General features: G+C 70.8%; 17 protein-coding genes. All 17 read right to left on the bottom strand.

Features of this window, described 5'->3' with window-relative positions:
* Positions 1 to 33: 33 nt before the first annotated feature.
* Positions 34 to 783 carry a sirohydrochlorin chelatase gene (locus ABT063_RS41305; protein ID WP_351066100.1) on the bottom strand — a complete coding sequence of 250 codons (750 nt, stop codon included), beginning with the start codon at positions 781 to 783 and terminating at the stop codon, positions 34 to 36.
* Between the two features lie 6 nt (positions 784 to 789).
* Positions 790 to 1,713: an ABC transporter permease gene (locus ABT063_RS41300; RefSeq protein WP_502990992.1), complete on the bottom strand. Its 924-nt coding sequence runs from the start codon at positions 1,711 to 1,713 to the stop codon at positions 790 to 792.
* Entirely contained in the window at positions 1,700 to 2,488 is a 789-nt protein-coding gene (locus tag ABT063_RS41295; protein WP_351066099.1) for an ABC transporter ATP-binding protein, read from the bottom strand. The genes ABT063_RS41300 and ABT063_RS41295 overlap by 14 nt, the downstream gene beginning before the upstream one ends.
* Positions 2,489 to 2,525: 37 nt before the next feature.
* Complete coding sequence (locus ABT063_RS41290; protein WP_351066098.1) at positions 2,526 to 3,635, bottom strand: aliphatic sulfonate ABC transporter substrate-binding protein; 1,110 nt, start codon at positions 3,633 to 3,635, stop codon at positions 2,526 to 2,528.
* Positions 3,636 to 3,857: 222 nt separating this feature from the next.
* Positions 3,858 to 5,192 carry a sulfate adenylyltransferase subunit 1 gene (locus ABT063_RS41285; protein ID WP_351066097.1) on the bottom strand — a complete coding sequence of 445 codons (1,335 nt, stop codon included), beginning with the start codon at positions 5,190 to 5,192 and terminating at the stop codon, positions 3,858 to 3,860.
* Between the two features lie 2 nt (positions 5,193 to 5,194).
* On the bottom strand, positions 5,195 to 6,142 hold the full coding sequence (gene cysD, locus ABT063_RS41280) for a sulfate adenylyltransferase subunit CysD (protein WP_351066096.1): 948 nt from the start codon (positions 6,140 to 6,142) through the stop codon (positions 5,195 to 5,197).
* On the bottom strand, positions 6,139 to 6,708 hold the full coding sequence (cysC, locus tag ABT063_RS41275; RefSeq protein WP_351066095.1) for an adenylyl-sulfate kinase: 570 nt from the start codon (positions 6,706 to 6,708) through the stop codon (positions 6,139 to 6,141). The genes cysD and cysC overlap by 4 nt, the downstream gene beginning before the upstream one ends.
* Positions 6,705 to 7,424 (bottom strand): phosphoadenylyl-sulfate reductase, encoded by a 720-nt coding sequence (locus ABT063_RS41270; RefSeq protein ID WP_351066094.1) that lies wholly within the window; start codon positions 7,422 to 7,424, stop codon positions 6,705 to 6,707. Before ABT063_RS41270 ends, cysC begins: the two co-directional genes overlap by 4 nt.
* On the bottom strand, positions 7,421 to 7,609 hold the full coding sequence (locus ABT063_RS41265; RefSeq protein ID WP_351066093.1) for a hypothetical protein: 189 nt from the start codon (positions 7,607 to 7,609) through the stop codon (positions 7,421 to 7,423). The genes ABT063_RS41270 and ABT063_RS41265 overlap by 4 nt, the downstream gene beginning before the upstream one ends.
* Complete coding sequence (locus tag ABT063_RS41260; protein WP_351066092.1) at positions 7,606 to 9,303, bottom strand: nitrite/sulfite reductase; 1,698 nt, start codon at positions 9,301 to 9,303, stop codon at positions 7,606 to 7,608. The genes ABT063_RS41265 and ABT063_RS41260 overlap by 4 nt, the downstream gene beginning before the upstream one ends.
* A 129-nt stretch (positions 9,304 to 9,432) precedes the next feature.
* Positions 9,433 to 9,516, bottom strand: coding sequence for a putative leader peptide (locus ABT063_RS41255; RefSeq protein WP_309486338.1), 84 nt, complete (start codon positions 9,514 to 9,516; stop codon positions 9,433 to 9,435).
* A gap of 127 nt (positions 9,517 to 9,643) precedes the next feature.
* The gene (locus ABT063_RS41250) at positions 9,644 to 10,216 is read right to left on the bottom strand and encodes a GNAT family N-acetyltransferase (RefSeq protein ID WP_351066091.1); all 573 of its coding nucleotides are present in this window, start codon (positions 10,214 to 10,216) and stop codon (positions 9,644 to 9,646) included.
* A gap of 17 nt (positions 10,217 to 10,233) precedes the next feature.
* Positions 10,234 to 11,514, bottom strand: coding sequence for a hypothetical protein (locus ABT063_RS41245; protein WP_351066090.1), 1,281 nt, complete (start codon positions 11,512 to 11,514; stop codon positions 10,234 to 10,236).
* A 382-nt stretch (positions 11,515 to 11,896) separates the two neighbouring features.
* Positions 11,897 to 13,531: an acyl-CoA dehydrogenase family protein gene (locus ABT063_RS41240; protein WP_351066089.1), complete on the bottom strand. Its 1,635-nt coding sequence runs from the start codon at positions 13,529 to 13,531 to the stop codon at positions 11,897 to 11,899.
* A 64-nt stretch (positions 13,532 to 13,595) separates the two neighbouring features.
* Positions 13,596 to 14,570, bottom strand: a complete 975-nt coding sequence (gene sbnA, locus ABT063_RS41235; RefSeq protein ID WP_351066088.1) for a 2,3-diaminopropionate biosynthesis protein SbnA — start codon at positions 14,568 to 14,570, stop codon at positions 13,596 to 13,598.
* A gap of 27 nt (positions 14,571 to 14,597) precedes the next feature.
* Entirely contained in the window at positions 14,598 to 15,629 is a 1,032-nt protein-coding gene (gene sbnB, locus ABT063_RS41230; RefSeq protein ID WP_351066087.1) for a 2,3-diaminopropionate biosynthesis protein SbnB, read from the bottom strand.
* On the bottom strand, positions 15,626 to 16,621 hold the full coding sequence (locus ABT063_RS41225) for a TauD/TfdA family dioxygenase (protein WP_351066086.1): 996 nt from the start codon (positions 16,619 to 16,621) through the stop codon (positions 15,626 to 15,628). Before ABT063_RS41225 ends, sbnB begins: the two co-directional genes overlap by 4 nt.
* Between the last annotated feature and the right edge of the window lie 38 nt (positions 16,622 to 16,659).

Here is a 16,659-nt window from a genome sequence, read left to right as displayed (position 1 = left end):
CGAGCAGGTCGGACCAGTCAGGAAGACCGCACGTCAGGCGCTGACCGCGGCCGCCAGCGGCATCCGCGCCGCGTCGTACCGCTCCAGCAGCACCCGCGCCACCTCGGGCGCGGGCCCGAGCACCTCGGCCAGCACATCCGCCTCTGAGGCGCCCCGCGCGATGCGGTCGGGAAGAAACCCCGGGGCGAGGACGTACGGCGCGACCGCGACCTTCGAGCAGCCCAGGTCCCTGAGCTCCCGCACGGCGTCCTCCGTGCGGGGAAGGGACGCGGAGGCGAACGCAGGCCGCACGGCGCACCAACCGGTGTGCCGCCACTCCCGCGCGATTTCTGCGATCACTGCGATCGCCTCCGGGTCGGTGGACCCCGCCGAGGCCAGCACGACCCCGGTCGAGGACTTGTCGGCGGGCGTCAACCCCGCCTCGTACAACCGCCGCTCGAGAGCGGTCAGCAGCAGCGGCGACGGGCCGAGCACCTCCGCCTGCCGGATCCGCAGCCGCGGCGGCGCGTCCCGCAGTACGGCGGGGATGTCCGCCTTCGCGTGGAAGGCGCGCGTCAGCAACAGCGGCAGGGCTACGACGTCCCGCACACCCTCCGCCGCCAGTGACTCCAGCACGCCCTGCACGGAAGGCACGTTGAAGTCCAGGAAGCCGGTCTCCACCCGCACGCCCGGCCGCAGCGACCGTACGCGCCGCACCAGGGCGTGCACGGTCGCGGCGTGCCGCGGATCACGGCTGCCGTGGGCGACCACGACGAGGACGGGATGAACCGGCTTTCGATGCATGGGACTTCAGCTCTTCACCAGCAGACCGCGGCTGCGCAGCACCCACCGCTCCAGCGGACTGAAGATCAGCAGGTCGATGGCGATACCGACGAACAGGATGAGCAGGATGGCCTCGAACACCATGGCCATGTCGCTGGCGTTGCGGCCGTTCTCCAGCAGCTGGCCGAGGCCGACGCCGAGGTCGGGGAAGGACGCGATGATCTCGGCCGCCATCAGCGACCGCCAGGAGAACGCCCAGCCCTGCTTCAGACCGGCCACATAGCCGGGCAGCGCGGCCGGCAGCGTGATGAACCAGGTGCCCTTCAGACCCGTCGCGCCCATCGTGCGGCCCGCCCGCAGGAACAGCGGCGACACCTGGTCGACGCCGGACACCAGGCCGTTGGCGATGGACGGCACGGCACCGAGCAGGATCACCGCGTACATCATCGAGTTGTTCAGGCCCAGCCAGAGCACGGCCGGCGGCACCCAGGCCACCGACGGCAGCGACTGCAGGCCGGACAGGATCGGGCCGATGGCCGCGCGCACGAACTTCACCCGGGCCACTAGCAGACCCAGCGGGGTGCCGATGACCAGCGCGAACAGGAAGCCCAGCAGACCGCGCGAGACGCTGGTCCAGATGTAGCCGAGCAGCTCGCCCTGCAGCCACGCCTGGTGCACGACGTTCCACACGTCGCCCGGTGAGGCCATCTTGGTCGGGTCGTCGACGACGTGGAAGGTGATCTGCCAGCCCACCAGGACCACCGCGATGGCGATGATCGGCGGAATGATCTTGTTGACGAAGGTCTGCCGGAAGGGCGTACGGCCGGTGACCGAGGCCTCCAGGGCGTCCAGCCCCGCCTCCAGGCCGTCCAGCCCGTAGTTGCCCGGGGCATTCCCTTGGGCCATGCCCCGGGCCTTGGCCTCGGTGGTCTTCGGCTCAGTGCTGGCCATGGCGGCGGATCTCCCCACGCAGTACTTCGGTGATCTCGATGGACAGCTCCGCGACGGGGGCGTCCTCGATGCGGCGCGGCTGCGGAATGTCCACGGTCCACTCGCGCGCGATCCGGCCCGGCCGGGAGGACAGCAGGACGACCCGCTGCGCGAGCCGTACCGCCTCGCGCACGTTGTGCGTGACGAACAGGACGGACAGCCCCGTCTCCCCCCAGATCCGGGTGAGCTCGTCGTGCAGGACGTCCCGGGTGATGGCGTCCAGCGCGGCGAACGGCTCGTCCATCAGCAGCAGCTTGCTCTCCTGCGCGAGCGCCCGGGCCATCGCGACGCGCTGGCGCATACCGCCCGACAGCTCGTGCACCCGCTTGCCGTACGCGCCCTTCAGCCGGACGAGTTCGAGCAGCTCCTCCGCGTTGTCGCGGCGCTCGTTCTTCGGAACTCCCCTGAGCCTGAGGGCGAGTTCGATGTTCTTGCCCGCGGTCAGCCACGGGAAGAGGGCGTGCTCCTGGAACATCAGCGCCGGGCGGCCGTCCGTCGTGATGCCACCCGCGCTGGGCTTGTCGAGCCCCGCCACCAGGTTCAGCAGCGTGGACTTGCCGCAGCCCGAGGCTCCCAGGAGGGTGACGAACTCGCCGGGCGCGACATCGAGGGTGATGTCGTCCAGCACGAGCTGTTGCCCGGCGGGGCCCGCGAACGACTTCGAGACGTGCTCGATGCGGGCGGCGTACTCGGCCGTCTCGGTACCGTCGGCGGCCTTGGCGAGGGTCGTGGCCATGGTCGTCACCTCCTGGGAACTCATCGGGGTCGTTCGATCAGCTGACGCCGAGACCGGCGTCGTCGACCGGGCTTACGCCCTCGGCCTTGAGGACCTTGTTCAGCGGCGTGAGGTCGTAGATGCCCTTCAGATCGGGCTCCTCCAGCAGGCCGGCCTTGACCGCGTGCTCCGCCTCGGTGTCGAGGGTGGAGGCCAGCGGGTCGTCCGTGAACTGGATCGACTTCCAGGCCGGGTCCAGGACGTCCGCCGGGAGGGCCTTGCCGGAGTCGATCTCCAGCTGCTTGTTCGCCGACGCCTTCGCCTCGTCCGGGTGGGTGTTGATCCACTTGTTGGTCTCGACGGAGCCCTTCAGCACGGCCTCGACGACCTTCGGGTGCTCCTTGAGGAAGTCCTGCCGCACGATGACGTTCGTGATCACGAACTTCTTGTCCGGCCACAGCGTCGCCTCGTCCAGCAGCACCTTGCCGCCCTCGGCGACCAGCTTCGACGCGGTCGGCTCCGGCACCCAGGCACCGTCGACGGAACCGGCCTTGAAGGCGTCCGGCGTGACCTTGTTGTCACTGCGGACGACCGTGACGTCGCCCTTGCCGCTCTGCGCGTCGACCTTCCAGCCCTGGTCCGCGATCCAGTTGAGGAACGCCACGTCCTGCGTGTTGCCCAGCTGCGGGGTGGCGATCCTCTTGCCCTTGACGTCCTTCAGCGACTTGATCTTGTCCGGGTCGACCACGAGCTTCACCCCGCCGGACGCCGAACCGCCGATGATGCGCAGGTTCTTGCCCTGGGACTTGGTGTAACCGTTGATCGCCGGGGACGGGCCGATCCAGCCGATATCGAGTGACCCGGAGTTCAGCGCCTCGATCTCGGACGGGCCCGCGTTGAAGACGGCGGGCTTGACCTCGGTGGCGCCGAGCTCCTTCTGGAAGAAGCCCTTCTCCATGCCCACCAGGGCGGTCGCGTGGGTCAGGTTGCCGAAGTAGCCGATCTTGACGGAGTCGAGACCATCGACCTTCTTCGCCCCGGCGGCGATCTTGACGGTGCCGTCGTCCTTGGCCTGGGAGCCGTAGCCGCACGCGGCCAGAGCGAGCAGGGGGAGCGCGGCGACGGCGGCCATGCCGCGGCGCAGGAGGGCGGATCGGTTGGCAGGCACGGGAGGTGTTCCTCTCGTTGGCCCGGCGGTCACGTCTCTCAGGTCGTGGCCGGGAGCTCGGCGGGTTTTCGTCTACGGCGGTGGGAGGTACGGGCGCGCGGGCAGTGCGCGTACGTCAGCGCACACATCGCGCCACTCCGCCCTGCCCGCTGCCGAGAGCACCGCTGCCGACGCGGCCGCCCTCCTTCGCGAACGTGGAGTAGTAGTCGGTGGAGGTCATGCTCAGAAGTCCCACCCGTCGTCCTCGGCCGCGTCCTTGACGGGCTCCGGAGAGGCGAACGACTCGCCGACCATGCCGGCGGTGAGCGTGGTGCCGTCGCTCGGGTCGATCAGGATGAACGAGCCGGTGCGCCGCGAGTCGGCGTAGGAGTCGACCGGCAGCGGCTCGGCGGTGCGGATCTTCACCCGGCCGATGTCGTTGGCGACGAGCTGCCCCGGGTGCGGGTGCAGGGACAGGTCGGCGAGCGTGAGCCGGGACGGGATGTCCTTCACGATCGCCTTGACCGTGCGGGTGCCGTGCTTGAGCAGCACCCGGTGACCGACGGTCAGCGGCGCGTCGGCCACGTGGCAGACGGTCGCCTCGATGTCCTGGGTGGTCGGCGGCGCGTCCTTGCTGGGCACGATCAGGTCGCCGCGCGAGATGTCGATGTCGTCCTCCAGCTGGAGGGTCACCGACTGCGTGGTCCAGGCGACGTCGACCGGCTTGCCCAGGAGGTCGATGCCGGAGATCTTCGTGGAACGGCCGGACGGCAGGACCGTGATCTGCTCGCCGACGTGGAAGGAACCCGCCGCGATCTGGCCGGCGTACCCCCGGTAGTCCGGGTGCTCGGCGGTCTGCGGACGGATCACGTACTGCACGGGAAGGCGGGCGTGGCAATGGCTCAGGTCGTGGGCGACCGGAACCGTCTCCAGGTGCTCCAGGACGGTCGGACCGCCGTACCAGTCCATGTTCGCGGACGGTTCCACGACGTTGTCGCCGGCCAGCGCCGAGATCGGGATCGCGGTGACCTCCGGGACGCCCAGCTCGAGCGCGTACGCCGTGAACTCCTCGGCGATCGCGGCGAACACGGACTCCTGGTAGTCGACCAGGTCCATCTTGTTCACGGCGAGGACCACGTGCGGCACCCGCAGCAGCGCGGCGAGGGCGGCGTGCCGGCGGGTCTGCTCGACGACGCCGTTGCGGGCGTCGATCAGGATCACCGTCAGCTCGGCCGTGGAGGCGCCGGTGACCATGTTGCGGGTGTACTGCACATGGCCGGGGGTGTCGGCGAGGATGAACCGCCTGCGCGGGGTGGCGAAGTAGCGGTAGGCGACATCGATCGTGATGCCCTGCTCGCGCTCGGCGCGCAGACCGTCCGTCAGCAGCGCGAGGTCGGGACCCTCCTGGCCGCGGCTCGCGGAGGCGCGCTCGACGGCCTCCAACTGGTCGGTGAGGATCGACTTGGAGTCGTGCAGCAGGCGGCCGACGAGCGTGGACTTGCCGTCGTCGACGGAGCCCGCGGTGGCGAATCGCAGCAGGGTGGTGGCCGAGAGTTCCTCGGTCGTGAGCGTGCTCATGTCTAGAAGTACCCCTCGCGCTTGCGGTCTTCCATCGCGGCCTCGGAGAGCTTGTCGTCGGCGCGCGTCGCGCCCCGCTCGGTCAGCCGGGAGGCGGCGATCTCCGTGATCACGGCGTCCAGCGTGGTGGCGTCGGAGTCGACGGCACCCGTGCAGGACATGTCGCCCACGGTGCGGTAGCGGACGAGCCGCTTCTCGACGGTCTCGCCGTCCTTCGGTCCGCCCCACTCACCGGCGGTCAGCCACATGCCGGCCCGCTGGAACACCTCACGCTCATGGGCGAAGTAGATCTCCGGCAGCTCGATCTCCTCGCGGGCGATGTACTGCCAGACGTCCAGTTCGGTCCAGTTGGACAGCGGGAAGACGCGGACGTGCTCGCCGGGCGCGTGCCGGCCGTTGTACAGGTTCCACAGCTCGGGCCGCTGCCGGCGCGGGTCCCACTGCGAGAACTCGTCCCGCAGCGAGAACACCCGCTCCTTGGCCCGGGCCTTCTCCTCGTCCCGGCGCCCGCCGCCGAAGACGGCGTCGAACCGCTCGGCCTGGATCTTCTCGGTCAGCGGCAGGGTCTGCAGCGGGTTGCGGGTGCCGTCGGGGCGCTCCTTGAGGACACCGCGGTCGATGTAGTCCTGTACGGAGGCCACATGGAGGCGCAGCCCATGCTGGGCGACCGTGCGGTCGCGGTAGTCGATGACCTCGGGGAAGTTGTGCCCGGTGTCGACGTGCAGCAGCGAGAAGGGGATCGGGGCGGGGGCGAACGCCTTCAGCGCCAGGTGCAGCATGACGATGGAGTCCTTGCCGCCGGAGAACAGAATCACCGGCCGCTCGAACTCACCCGCCACCTCGCGGAAGATGTGCACCGCCTCGGACTCCAGCGCGTCCAGGTGCGAGAGGGCGTACGGCGAATCCGTACCTTCATCGCCCCCCGTCACCGTGGCAACGGTCGTCGTCATGCCAGTCCCCTTTCGGTGAGCAGGGCGTGGACCGCCGCTGCGGACTCCTGCACGGTCTGGTGCTGCGACTCGATCCGCAGGTCGGGCGACTCGGGCTCCTCGTACGGGTCGTCGACCCCGGTCAGCCCGGACAGTTCGCCCGCGGCCTGCTTGGCGTACAGACCCTTCACGTCGCGTACGGAGCACACATCGACAGGAGTCGCCACGTGCACCTCCACGTACGCGGCCCCGCTCTCCTGGTGGCGCTTGCGGACGGCCTCGCGGCTGTCCGCGTAGGGCGCGATCACCGGGACGAGCGCCTTGACGCCGTTGCGGGCGAGCAGTTCGGCGACGAAGCCGATGCGCTGCACGTTGGTGTGCCGGTCCTCGCGGCTGAAGCCGAGGCCCGCCGAGATGAACTCGCGGATCTCGTCGCCGTCGAGCACCTCGACGAGGTGGCCCTCCGCCCGGAGCCGGCCTGCCAGCTCGTACGCGATGGTGGTCTTGCCGGCACTCGGCAGACCCGTGAGCCAGATGGTGGCTCCGGTCGTCACGTGTGTCTCCTGACGTGTCTCGGTGATCGTCATCCGTGCAGCCCGCACTCGGTCTTGGCCCGGCCGGCCCAGCGGCCGGCGCGCGCGTCCTCGCCCTGAAGGACACGGCGGGTGCAGGGGGCGCAGCCGACGGAGGCGTAACCGTCCATCAGCAGCGGGTTGGTCAGTACGCCGTGTTCGGCGACGTACGCGTCCACGTCGTCCTGGGTCCAGCGGGCGATCGGGGAGATCTTGACCTTCTGCCGCTTGTCGTCCCAGCCGACGACCGGGGTGTTCGCCCGGGTCGGGGACTCGTCGCGGCGCAGACCGGTCGCCCAGGCCAGGTAGTTCTTCAGCCCCCGCTCCAAAGGCTCCACCTTGCGCATGGCGCAGCACAGGTCGGGGTTGCGGTCGTGCAGCCTGGGGCCGTACTCCGCGTCCTGCTCGGCGACCGTCTGGCGCGGGGTGAGCGTGATGACGTTGACGTCCATCACGGCCTCGACCGCGTCCCGGGTGCCGATGGTCTCGGGAAAGTGGTAGCCGGTGTCGAGGAAGACTACGTCGACTTTGGCGCCGCCCTTCAGCACGCGGGACGCCAGGTGGGCGACGACCGCGTCCTCCATCGAGGAGGTCACGCAGAACTGCTTGCCGAAGGTGTCGACCGCCCACTGGAGGATCTCCAGCGCGGTGGCGTTCTCCAGGTCGCGGCCCGCCTGTTCGGCGAGCGCCTTGAGATCCGCTGTCGTGCGCTCTTCCTGAGCCGTGGTCATATCTGATCTCCCCCTGCTTCGGTGGGTCGAAGTCCGCGGGCGAGCAGCCCGAGGAACTTCAACTGGAATGCGCGGTTGCACGCCGTGCATTCCCACGCGCCGTGGCTGCCTTCCAGGGCTTCACTCGGCCGGAGGTCCTCGTCACCGCAGTAGGGGCAGTAGAAGGGGGCGGCCCGCTCACTCACGACAACGCCTCCTCGGAAGCTCGCGCGGCCCACGTCGCGAACCGCTCGCCGTCCTCGCGCTCCTCCTGGAACCGCTTCAGGACGCGCTCCACGTAGTCGGGCAGTTCCTCCGACGTCACCTTCAGACCGCGCACCTTGCGGCCGAAGCCGGCCTCCAGACCGAGCGCGCCGCCCAGGTGCACCTGGTAGCCCTCGACCTGGTTGCCGTCGTCGTCGAGGACCAGCTGGCCCTTGAGACCGATGTCCGCCACCTGGATACGCGCACAGGCGTTCGGGCAGCCGTTGAGGTTGATGGTGATCGGCTCGTCGAAGTCCGGGATGCGGCGCTCCAGTTCGTCGATCAGCGAGGCGCCGCGCGCCTTGGTCTCGACGATGGCGAGCTTGCAGTACTCGATGCCGGTGCAGGCCATCGTGCCGCGCCGGAACGGGGAGGGCTTGGCGGTCAGGTCGAGCGCCTCCAGGGCCTCGACCAGCGACTGGACCCGCGCCTCCTCGACATCGAGCACGATCATCTTCTGCTCGACGGTGGTGCGGACCCGGCCCGAGCCGTGCGCCTCGGCGAGCTCGGCGATCTTCGTGAGCGTGGCGCCGTCGACGCGGCCGACGCGCGGGGCGAAACCGACGTAGAAGCGGCCGTCCTTCTGCCGGTGCACGCCGACGTGGTCGCGCCAGCGCTCCACGGGCTGGGCGGGCGCCGGTCCGTCGACCAGCTTGCGCCGCAGGTACTCGTCCTCCAGAACCTGGCGGAACTTCTCCGCGCCCCAGTCGGCGACCAGGAACTTCAGGCGGGCGCGGGTGCGCAGCCGCCGGTAGCCGTAGTCGCGGAAGATCGAGATGACGCCCTCGTAGACGTCCGGGACCTCGTCCAGCGGCACCCAGGCGCCGAGCCGGACGCCGATCTTCGGGTTGGTGGACAGACCGCCGCCGACCCACAGGTCGAAGCCGGGGCCGTGCTCGGGGTGGTTCACACCGACGAAGGCGATGTCGTTGATCTCGTGCGCCACGTCGAGCAGCGGCGAGCCGGAGATCGCGGACTTGAACTTGCGGGGCAGGTTCGAGAAGTCCTTGTTGCCGATGATCCGGCGCTGGATCGCCTCGATGGCCGGGGTGCCGTCGATGATCTCGTCCGCGGCGATCCCGGCGACGGGCGAGCCGAGGACGACGCGGGGTGTGTCACCGCAGGCCTCGGTGGTGGACAGGCCGACCGCCTCGAGCCGGTTCCAGATCTCGGGCACGTCCTCGATCCGGATCCAGTGGTACTGCACGTTCTGCCGGTCGGTGATGTCGGCGGTGCCGCGCGCGAACTCCTGCGAGATCTCGCCGATCACGCGCAGCTGCCGCGTGGTGAGCCGGCCGCCGTCGATGCGGACCCGCAGCATGAAGTACTCGTCGTCCAGCTCCTCCGGCTCCAGGATCGCGGTCTTGCCGCCGTCGATCCCGGGCTTGCGCTGGGTGTACAGGCCCCACCAGCGCATCCGGCCCCGCAGGTCGTTGGGGTCGATGGAGTCGAAGCCGCGCTTGGAGTAGATCGTCTCAATGCGTGTCCGCACATTGAGACCGTCGTCGTCCTTCTTGAACTGCTCGTTGCCGTTCAGCGGGGTGAAGTGCCCCGCGGCCCACTGGCCTTCACCGCGGTGACGGCTCACCTTGCGGCGGGGAGTCGCGGCGGCAGGCTTCTGCGGGTTGGCGGCCATGGTTGATACGTCCTTCGGGACAGGCGGGAAAGCGGCTCTGACCTGCGCATACGGGCGCATGGGCATAAGGGCGCGTCTTTGCGCAGGATGAGAGGGGAAGTCAGGAATTGTCGGGCAGGGCTGGGACTGTCAGCTTGCCGGACAGATGGCGCTGGACATGCGGCCGAGGTCGACGTGTCGCCGACTCACCAAGGCAATTCCAGTTCCAGACATGACGGAAGCGTGTCATGGCGATCTGGACACAGTCCAGCTTTGTCCACCAAGTGGACACCCTGGTCCCAAAGTGTGAGATGAGGGTGTTGTCGGTCACACCTCGCGGCCGGCGCGGTGTCCGCGCAGGTCAGGCGGGGTACGCCCCAGGCCAGGGTCCCGGTGCGGTGACCTGCGGCTCCTCCTCGACCTTGGTGTCGAAGAGCTTGAAGCCGCGGCGCAGATAGTTGTCCATCGCGTGCTCGCCGTCCAGGCTGCATGTATGCAGCCACACCCGCTTGGTCGGCGTCCGGCTCGGCCAGCGCTCCGCGAGGTCCCAGGCGCGGGCGGCGCCGTACGACAGCAGGCGCCCGCCGATCCGCCGCCCGCGGAAGGCCGGGAGCAGCCCGAAGTAGACGATCTCCACGACCCCGTCGTCCTGCGGTTCCAGCTCCACGTACCCCGCGGGCGTTCCCCGGTCGTAGGCCACCCACGTCTCCACGCCGGGCCGGTCCAGGTGCTCCTGCCACCGCGCGTACGTCCAGCCCAGCCGGTCGATCCAGTTGATGTCCCCGCCGACGGACGCGTACAGGAAGCGGCTGAACTCGGGCGAGGGCACCTCGGACCGGACGATCCGCACGTCCCCCTCCGGCGTGGCGGCCGGGAGGAGGTCGGTCGGGGCGGTCTGCTCCAGGGACCAGGTGGTCACGGGGATGTTGGCCATGGTGGTCAGGGAATCATCTATCCCAGTGATCTGTCGATCGAGGCCATCGGCAGCGCGAACAGCACCTGTCCCGACTGGGACCAGACCTCGCCGGTCGCCTCCCAGTAGGAGAGGGACTCGGTCCGCGCGCTCCAGCAGCGTTTCGTCTCGTCGGTACCGCACTCGGCGGCCCGCCCGCCGTCCCCGTCCGGGCGCCACAGCGTGCCCCGCCCGTCCGGGTCGGCGGCGGTCCGGCTCACGTACCACTCGGAGTCGTACGACAGCACGCCCCCGCTGCCGGCCGCCTTCGTCTCGTACGCCTCGACGGCCCTCGCCTGCCCGGTCGCGTCCGTGGCCAGCAGCCCGCCGCGGTCCGGGTCCGAGCTGAGGGCGTAGCGCCACAGGCGGGCGGCCCGGTCGCCGTCCTCGGGCGTCCGCTCGCTCGCGACCAGGCTGTCCGGTGCCGTGCTGCGGTCGAGGGCGATGCTCGCGGGGCGTACCGCGGCACCGCCGCCGGCCAGCCGGTACGAGCCGACGGCGGGCAGTACGTACCGGGCGCCGTGCGCCGACCAGCCGCCGCGCACCCGGCCGACGGCGTCGCTGTCGACGGTGGCGCGCTGGACGCGGTTCATGTCGTACACGTACAGCGCGTCCCCGTCCCCGTCGTCCGTGGTGACCAGCAGCTTGTCCTGGTACCAGACCATGCCGGAGAGCTGGGAGTCGAGCCCCCGGTAGTCGCGGCCGCCGTCCACCGGCACGACGAGGAGCACCCAGCCGTAGCCGAGGCGGCCCGGGTTGTTGGCGTCGACGAAGGCGACCCGGGCCAGACCGCGGCCGGTCGCGTCCGTGTCCTGGGTCCAGCCGGAGAGGATCACGCGGTTCTGGCCCCAGATGCCGTCGTCGTCGGCGTCCCCGGAGGTGGTGACCGCGCCGGGCCGCCAGGAGCGGGTGTCGGCCGCGTCCCAGCAGTAGGCGCGCGTGGCGGCGGGCTCGACGGGCAGCGCCTCCCGCTCGTCGGTCGTGCAGTCGGACGCGTCGCGCAGGGTGTGGTCGGCGCCGGCGAGGACCGCGCCGACCCCGACGGGCCTGCCCATCGAGGAGGCGAGCCGGTCCAGCGCGCGCTGCGGCACCTGGTGCTCCGTCAGCCGCGGCGCGTCGGTCCCGGCGAGGGACTTCAACTTCCCGGGGGCGTCACCGACCGTGGCCTGGGAGACGCTGATCATGGTGGCGGCGGCGGTCAGCGCGAGGGCGGTCCCGGCCAGGAAAGCGCGCAGCGCTTGGCCCCGCTTGCGCCGACGGTGTCTGCCACGATGTTTCATTGCATCCTCCCGAGGCGGGCCAACTGCGCCTGGTGATCCGTACGTTGACCGAGGAGCAGGTGGGGTGGCCCGTACAGGGATGCTACGGCAGTCGGGCGCCGCTGGGGACGAAGACCTTGCAATTATGCGGAAGATGCACCCTGAGATTGCTCAAATCGCCCCAACTCGCCCCTCCGTCCCGGACGGAGGCATACAGTCGGAGGGGCACAGTCCGTCCACAGACACGGTCAAGTTGCAACCCCTTGCGACCCTGGTGGACCGCCCCGCCGTGTTTGAAACTTGAGCGACGCCGCCGCGCGCGGCGTCCGCGGCTCGAACGGGCCTTCAGGCGGGGGTGGTGCCGTGTCGGCGCAGCACCACCCCCGCCGCGCGTGCGCGCGGGTCAGGCCACCGGCCGGGCCCGCTCCACCACCGACGCCAGGTCCAGGCTGTGCGGCAGCGTCCCGAAGGCCGCGCCCCCGTCGCCGCCCAGGCGCGCGGCGCAGAACGCGTCCGCGACCTCCGGCGGGGCGTACCGCACGAGCAGCGACCCCTGGAGCACCAGCGCCAGCCGCTCGGCCAGCCGCCGGGCCCGGCCCTCGATGCCCTCCAGGTCGGCGAGTTCGGTCAGCAGGTCCTTGATCGCCCCGTCCAGACGGTGGTCGGCACCGCGTGCCTTTCCGACCTCCTGGAGATAGGCGTTCAGGGCCTGCGGTTCGCGTTGCAGTGCGCGCACTACGTCAAGGGCCTGCACGTTGCCGGCGCCTTCCCAGATCGAGTTCAGCGGCGACTCGCGCACCAGCCGGGGCAGCCCGGACTCCTCGACGTACCCGTTGCCGCCCAGGCACTCGGCGGCCTCGACCGCCACCGGCGCACACCGCTTGGTCACCCAGTACTTCGCGGCCGGTACGGCGATCCGCAGCAGCGCCCGCTCCTGCTCGCCGTCGTCGTCGTAGGCCGCGGCGAGGCGGAGCGCGAGCGTGGTCGCCGCCTCCGATTCGAGGGCCAGATCGGCCAGTACGTTGCGCATCAGCGGCTTGTCGACGAGCCGGTCGCCGAACACCTCGCGGTAGGTGCAGTGGTGGATCGCCTGCGCGACGGCCTGCCGCATCAGCCCCGCCGAGCCGAGCACACAGTCGAGCCGGGTCGCCGCCACCATCTCGATGATGGTGCGCACCCCGCGCCCCTCCTCGCCGACCCGGCGCGCCCAGGTGCCGTCGAACTCGACCTCGCTGGAGGCGTTCGACCGGTTGCCCAGCTTGTCCTTGAGCCGCTGGATCATGAAGACATTGCGGGTGCCGTCCTCCAGCACGCGCGGCACCAGGAAGCAGGTCAGCCCTTCCGGAGCCTGGGCGAGGACCAGGAACCCGTCCGACATCGGCGCCGAGCAGAACCACTTGTGCCCGGTCAGCGCGTACGTCCCGTCCTCGGCGAGCGGCGTCGCGGCCGTCGTGTTGGCGCGTACGTCGCTGCCGCCCTGCTTCTCCGTCATGCCCATCCCGAACAGTGCCCCGGCCTTGAGGTGCGCGGGCCGCAGCTCACGGTCGTAGACCGTGGACGTCAGCCGGGGCTCCCACTCGGCGGCGAGCCCGGGGTCGGTACGCAGGGCGGGCACCGCCGCGTGGGTCATCGACAGGGGACAGCAGTTGCCCGCGTCGACCTGCGTCCACACCAGGAACCCGGCCGCCCGCCGCACATGTCCGCCGGGCCGCGCCCAGGCCGCGGTCAGCCCCGCCGAGACGCCCTTGCCGAGCAGCCGGTGCCAGGCCGGATGGAAGTCGACCTCGTCGATCCGGTGGCCGTACCGGTCGTGTGTGCGCAGTTCCGGCGGATGCTCGTTCGCCTGCGCCCCCCACTCCTGCACCTGCGCCGAGCCCGAGGTCCGGCCGAGCGCCGCGAGCTCGTTGCGCGCCTCGTCGAGCAGCTCCGGATCGAGGTGCCGCTGCACCGCCGCCGTCAGAGCCCGGTCGGCGGTGAAGACGTCGTACCCGACCAGCGGCGGAGGCTGATTGGTCACGCTGTGGGTGCTGCCTGCCATGTCTGCGAACCTACCCAACGCGGCGGAGGTCACCACCATGACACGACAGCCAGTCCCCTGGCCCTCAGGCCAGGCCCGCCAGGGCCGGCGGCGCCTCCGGTTCGGCGACGTCGGTCGGCCAGCCCTCGCGGTACACCGTGTCGAGGTAGCGCTCGCCGAGGTCCGGGGCGATGGCCACCGCCGTGAGGTGCCGTCGGCCGGAGTGCCGGGCCAGCCACTGATCCGCCCCGCTGACCACGGTTCCGGTGGAGCCGCCGAACAGGAAGCCCCGCCCCGCCAGCCGGCGGCAGACGCGGATGGCGTCCGGCTCCTCGACGCGGACCACCTCGTCCACGTACGACTCGTCCAGCAGCGGCGGCGGCACGCTCGTGCCCAGGCCGGGGATCATCCGGCGGCCCGGCACCCCGCCGAAGCTCACCGAGCCGACGCTGTCGACGGCGACCACCCGCACCCGGCGCCGCCACTGCCAGAACCAGCGGGCGCAGCCCATCAGGGTCCCGGTCGTGCCGGCCCCGACGAACAGGACGTCCAGGTCCGGGAAGCGGCGCGCGATGGCGGGCGCGGTCGTGCGGTAGTGCGCCCGCCAGTTGCCGGCGTTCGTGTACTGGTTGAGCCACACGTACCGCTCGTCGGCGGCGCACAGCGCGCTCACGTACGCCAGCCGGGCACCCAGGAACCCCCCGTGCGCGTCCGGCTCGCCGATGACGTGGACGTGGCTGCCGAGCGCCTCCATCAGCCGGATCGTCGGCAGATTGCAGCGCGCGTCGGTCACGCACAGGAACCGGTGACCCCGGCTCGCCGCGATCACGCTCAGCGCCACGCCCAGGTTCCCGGACGAGGACTCGATCAGCACCGAGCCCGGCCGCAGCAGGCCGTCGCGCTCGGCGGCCGTCACCATCTCGGCCGCGGCCTTCAGCTTGATCGACCCGGCGAAGTTGAACCCCTCGCACTTCAGGTACAGCGGCAGCCCCAGCGCGGCCCGCAGGTCGACGTAGAGCTCCTCCTCGTTGAATTCCGCGGGTTCGGAAATGACGGGCACGATGCCCCCCTTATGCGTCACGGCCGGTCAGCCGTACCGGCGCAGCTCGTGGAAGAACCCGTCCACGACGTGCAGCCCGCCCCGCCGGGCCACCTCGTCGTGGACGAACCTGCCGACCGCGAGGTCGAGCACCCCCAGCCCGAAGGGCGAGAACACCACCGTGCGGTCCGCCGGGACGGTGACCCGCCCGGTCAGTACGTCGTTCAGCGTGCCGTCGATGAACGCCCGGCTCCCGGTGAGCCGTTCGGCCAGATGCGGCGAGGTCTCGGCCTTCAGACAGTGCTCGACGTCGTCGACGAAGTTGGCGGACGTGAGCAGAATCCTCGGATCGAGGTCGCGCAGCGACACGTGCAGCACCAGCGGGTGGTGCGCGAACCACGACAGTTCGCGCACGTGCGGTGCCACGGCGACCGTCGCGAAGACCAGCAGGTCGCAGGAGCGGATGAGGGATTCGGCCGTGGAGTGCACGGTGACACGACCCTTGGCGTCCGATCGTTCCAGATAGCCCCGGAAGCCCGCCACGCTGTCGGCGGCCAGGTCGTACACCCCGGTCTCCTCGAACTCCCAGCCGGTGGCGGTGAGATGGGTGTGGATGTAGCGGGCGATCAGACCGGTACCGATGAAACCGACCCGCCGCGGCCGGACCCGCCCCGCACTGAGCCGGTCGGCCGCCAGCGCCGCCGAGGACGCCGTACGGGTGGCGCTGATGACCGAGCTCTCCAGACAGGCGTACGGATAACCGGTGTCGGGGTCGTTGAGGATCAGCACCGCCGACGCCCGCGGCAGCCCCGACCGTGTGTTCTCCGGAAAGCTGGAGATCCACTTCAGGCCGTCCACCCGCAGCGGTCCGCCGAGGGACGCGGGCAGCGCGATGATCCGGGAGGACGGGCGGTCCGGGAAGCGCAGGAAGTACGACGGTGGGTTCACCGAGTCACCGGCGCCGTGCAGCCGGTACACGGCCTCGACGAGCTCGGCGATCTCCGACTCCCGCCCGTCCAGGGCCTGTTGCACCTGCTCGCCGGAGACCACGGCGAACGGCGGCGCTCCGACAGTGCTCATGCGGCCCTCACCCCGCACTCGGACAGCCGCACCGGGTCGCCCAGCGCCGCCAGCACCTCGCGCGGGCCGTCGAAGGGCTCCCTGCCGTGCGCGGTACGGACGTTGTCGACGAGCAGCAGGTCGCCGGAGCGCCACGGTTCACGCACGGTGTGGGCCTCGTACACCTCGTTGATCACGCGGACGACGTCCTCGCCGATCGGATCGCCGTTCCCGAAACGGGTGTTGAAGGGCAGCCCGTCGGGGCCGAACACGTCCACCAGGTACTCGCGGACCTCCGGTTCCATCGTCCACTCGTTGAGGAAGGCGATCTGGTTGAACCAGCAGCGCCGGCCGGTCGCCGGATGGCGGACCACGGCATCGCGCCGCTGCCGGGTGCGCAGCGAACCGTCCGGCTGCCAGGCGAAGTCGATGGCGTGCGTCCGGCAGTAGCGCTCGACGGCGGCGCGGTCGTCGGTGCCGAACGCCTCGGCCACCGACGCCCCGATCTCGTCGTTGTACGTCCGTGTCAGCAGCCAGCCCTCGCGCTCGAACCGTCCGGCCAGTGCGGCGGGCAGCGCGTCGAGCACGGCCGACGCGTCGGCCAGTCCGGTCGCGCCGCCCGAGGCGGGCGCCTCCAGGCAGGCGAACAGCAGCAGACCGGGGAACTCCAGCGCGTAACTCAGCTCGTGGTGTGCGCACATCTGCTGGTTCGAGGGCCACTTGGAGGAGGAGTACACGCCGTCCGCGTAACGGCGCCGGGGCGCGAAGGGCTCCCGGTCGGGCATCAGACGGTCGGCCAGCCGCCGGAAGACGGCCTCCGTCGAGGCGGGGTCACTCAGGCCGAGGCCGCGGACCAGCACCGCGCCGTGCCCGGCGACGACGGCCCGCAGCGCGGCACGGTGCCCGGCCGCCCAGCCCGCGGGGTCGCCACCGGCATCGGCATGCAGAAGGGGAGGACGGCCCGGGGCCGGATCGACATCCGGGAGCAGGGTCGGAGACGAGGACGACGACATCTCGGTGTTCCTTTCAGCGGTGCGGTCGAACTCAGTCG

This window comes from Streptomyces sp. NPDC002838 (assembly GCF_040295365.1).
Lineage (GTDB): Bacteria > Actinomycetota > Actinomycetes > Streptomycetales > Streptomycetaceae > Streptomyces.
This window is presented reverse-complemented; position numbering and strand designations above follow the sequence as displayed.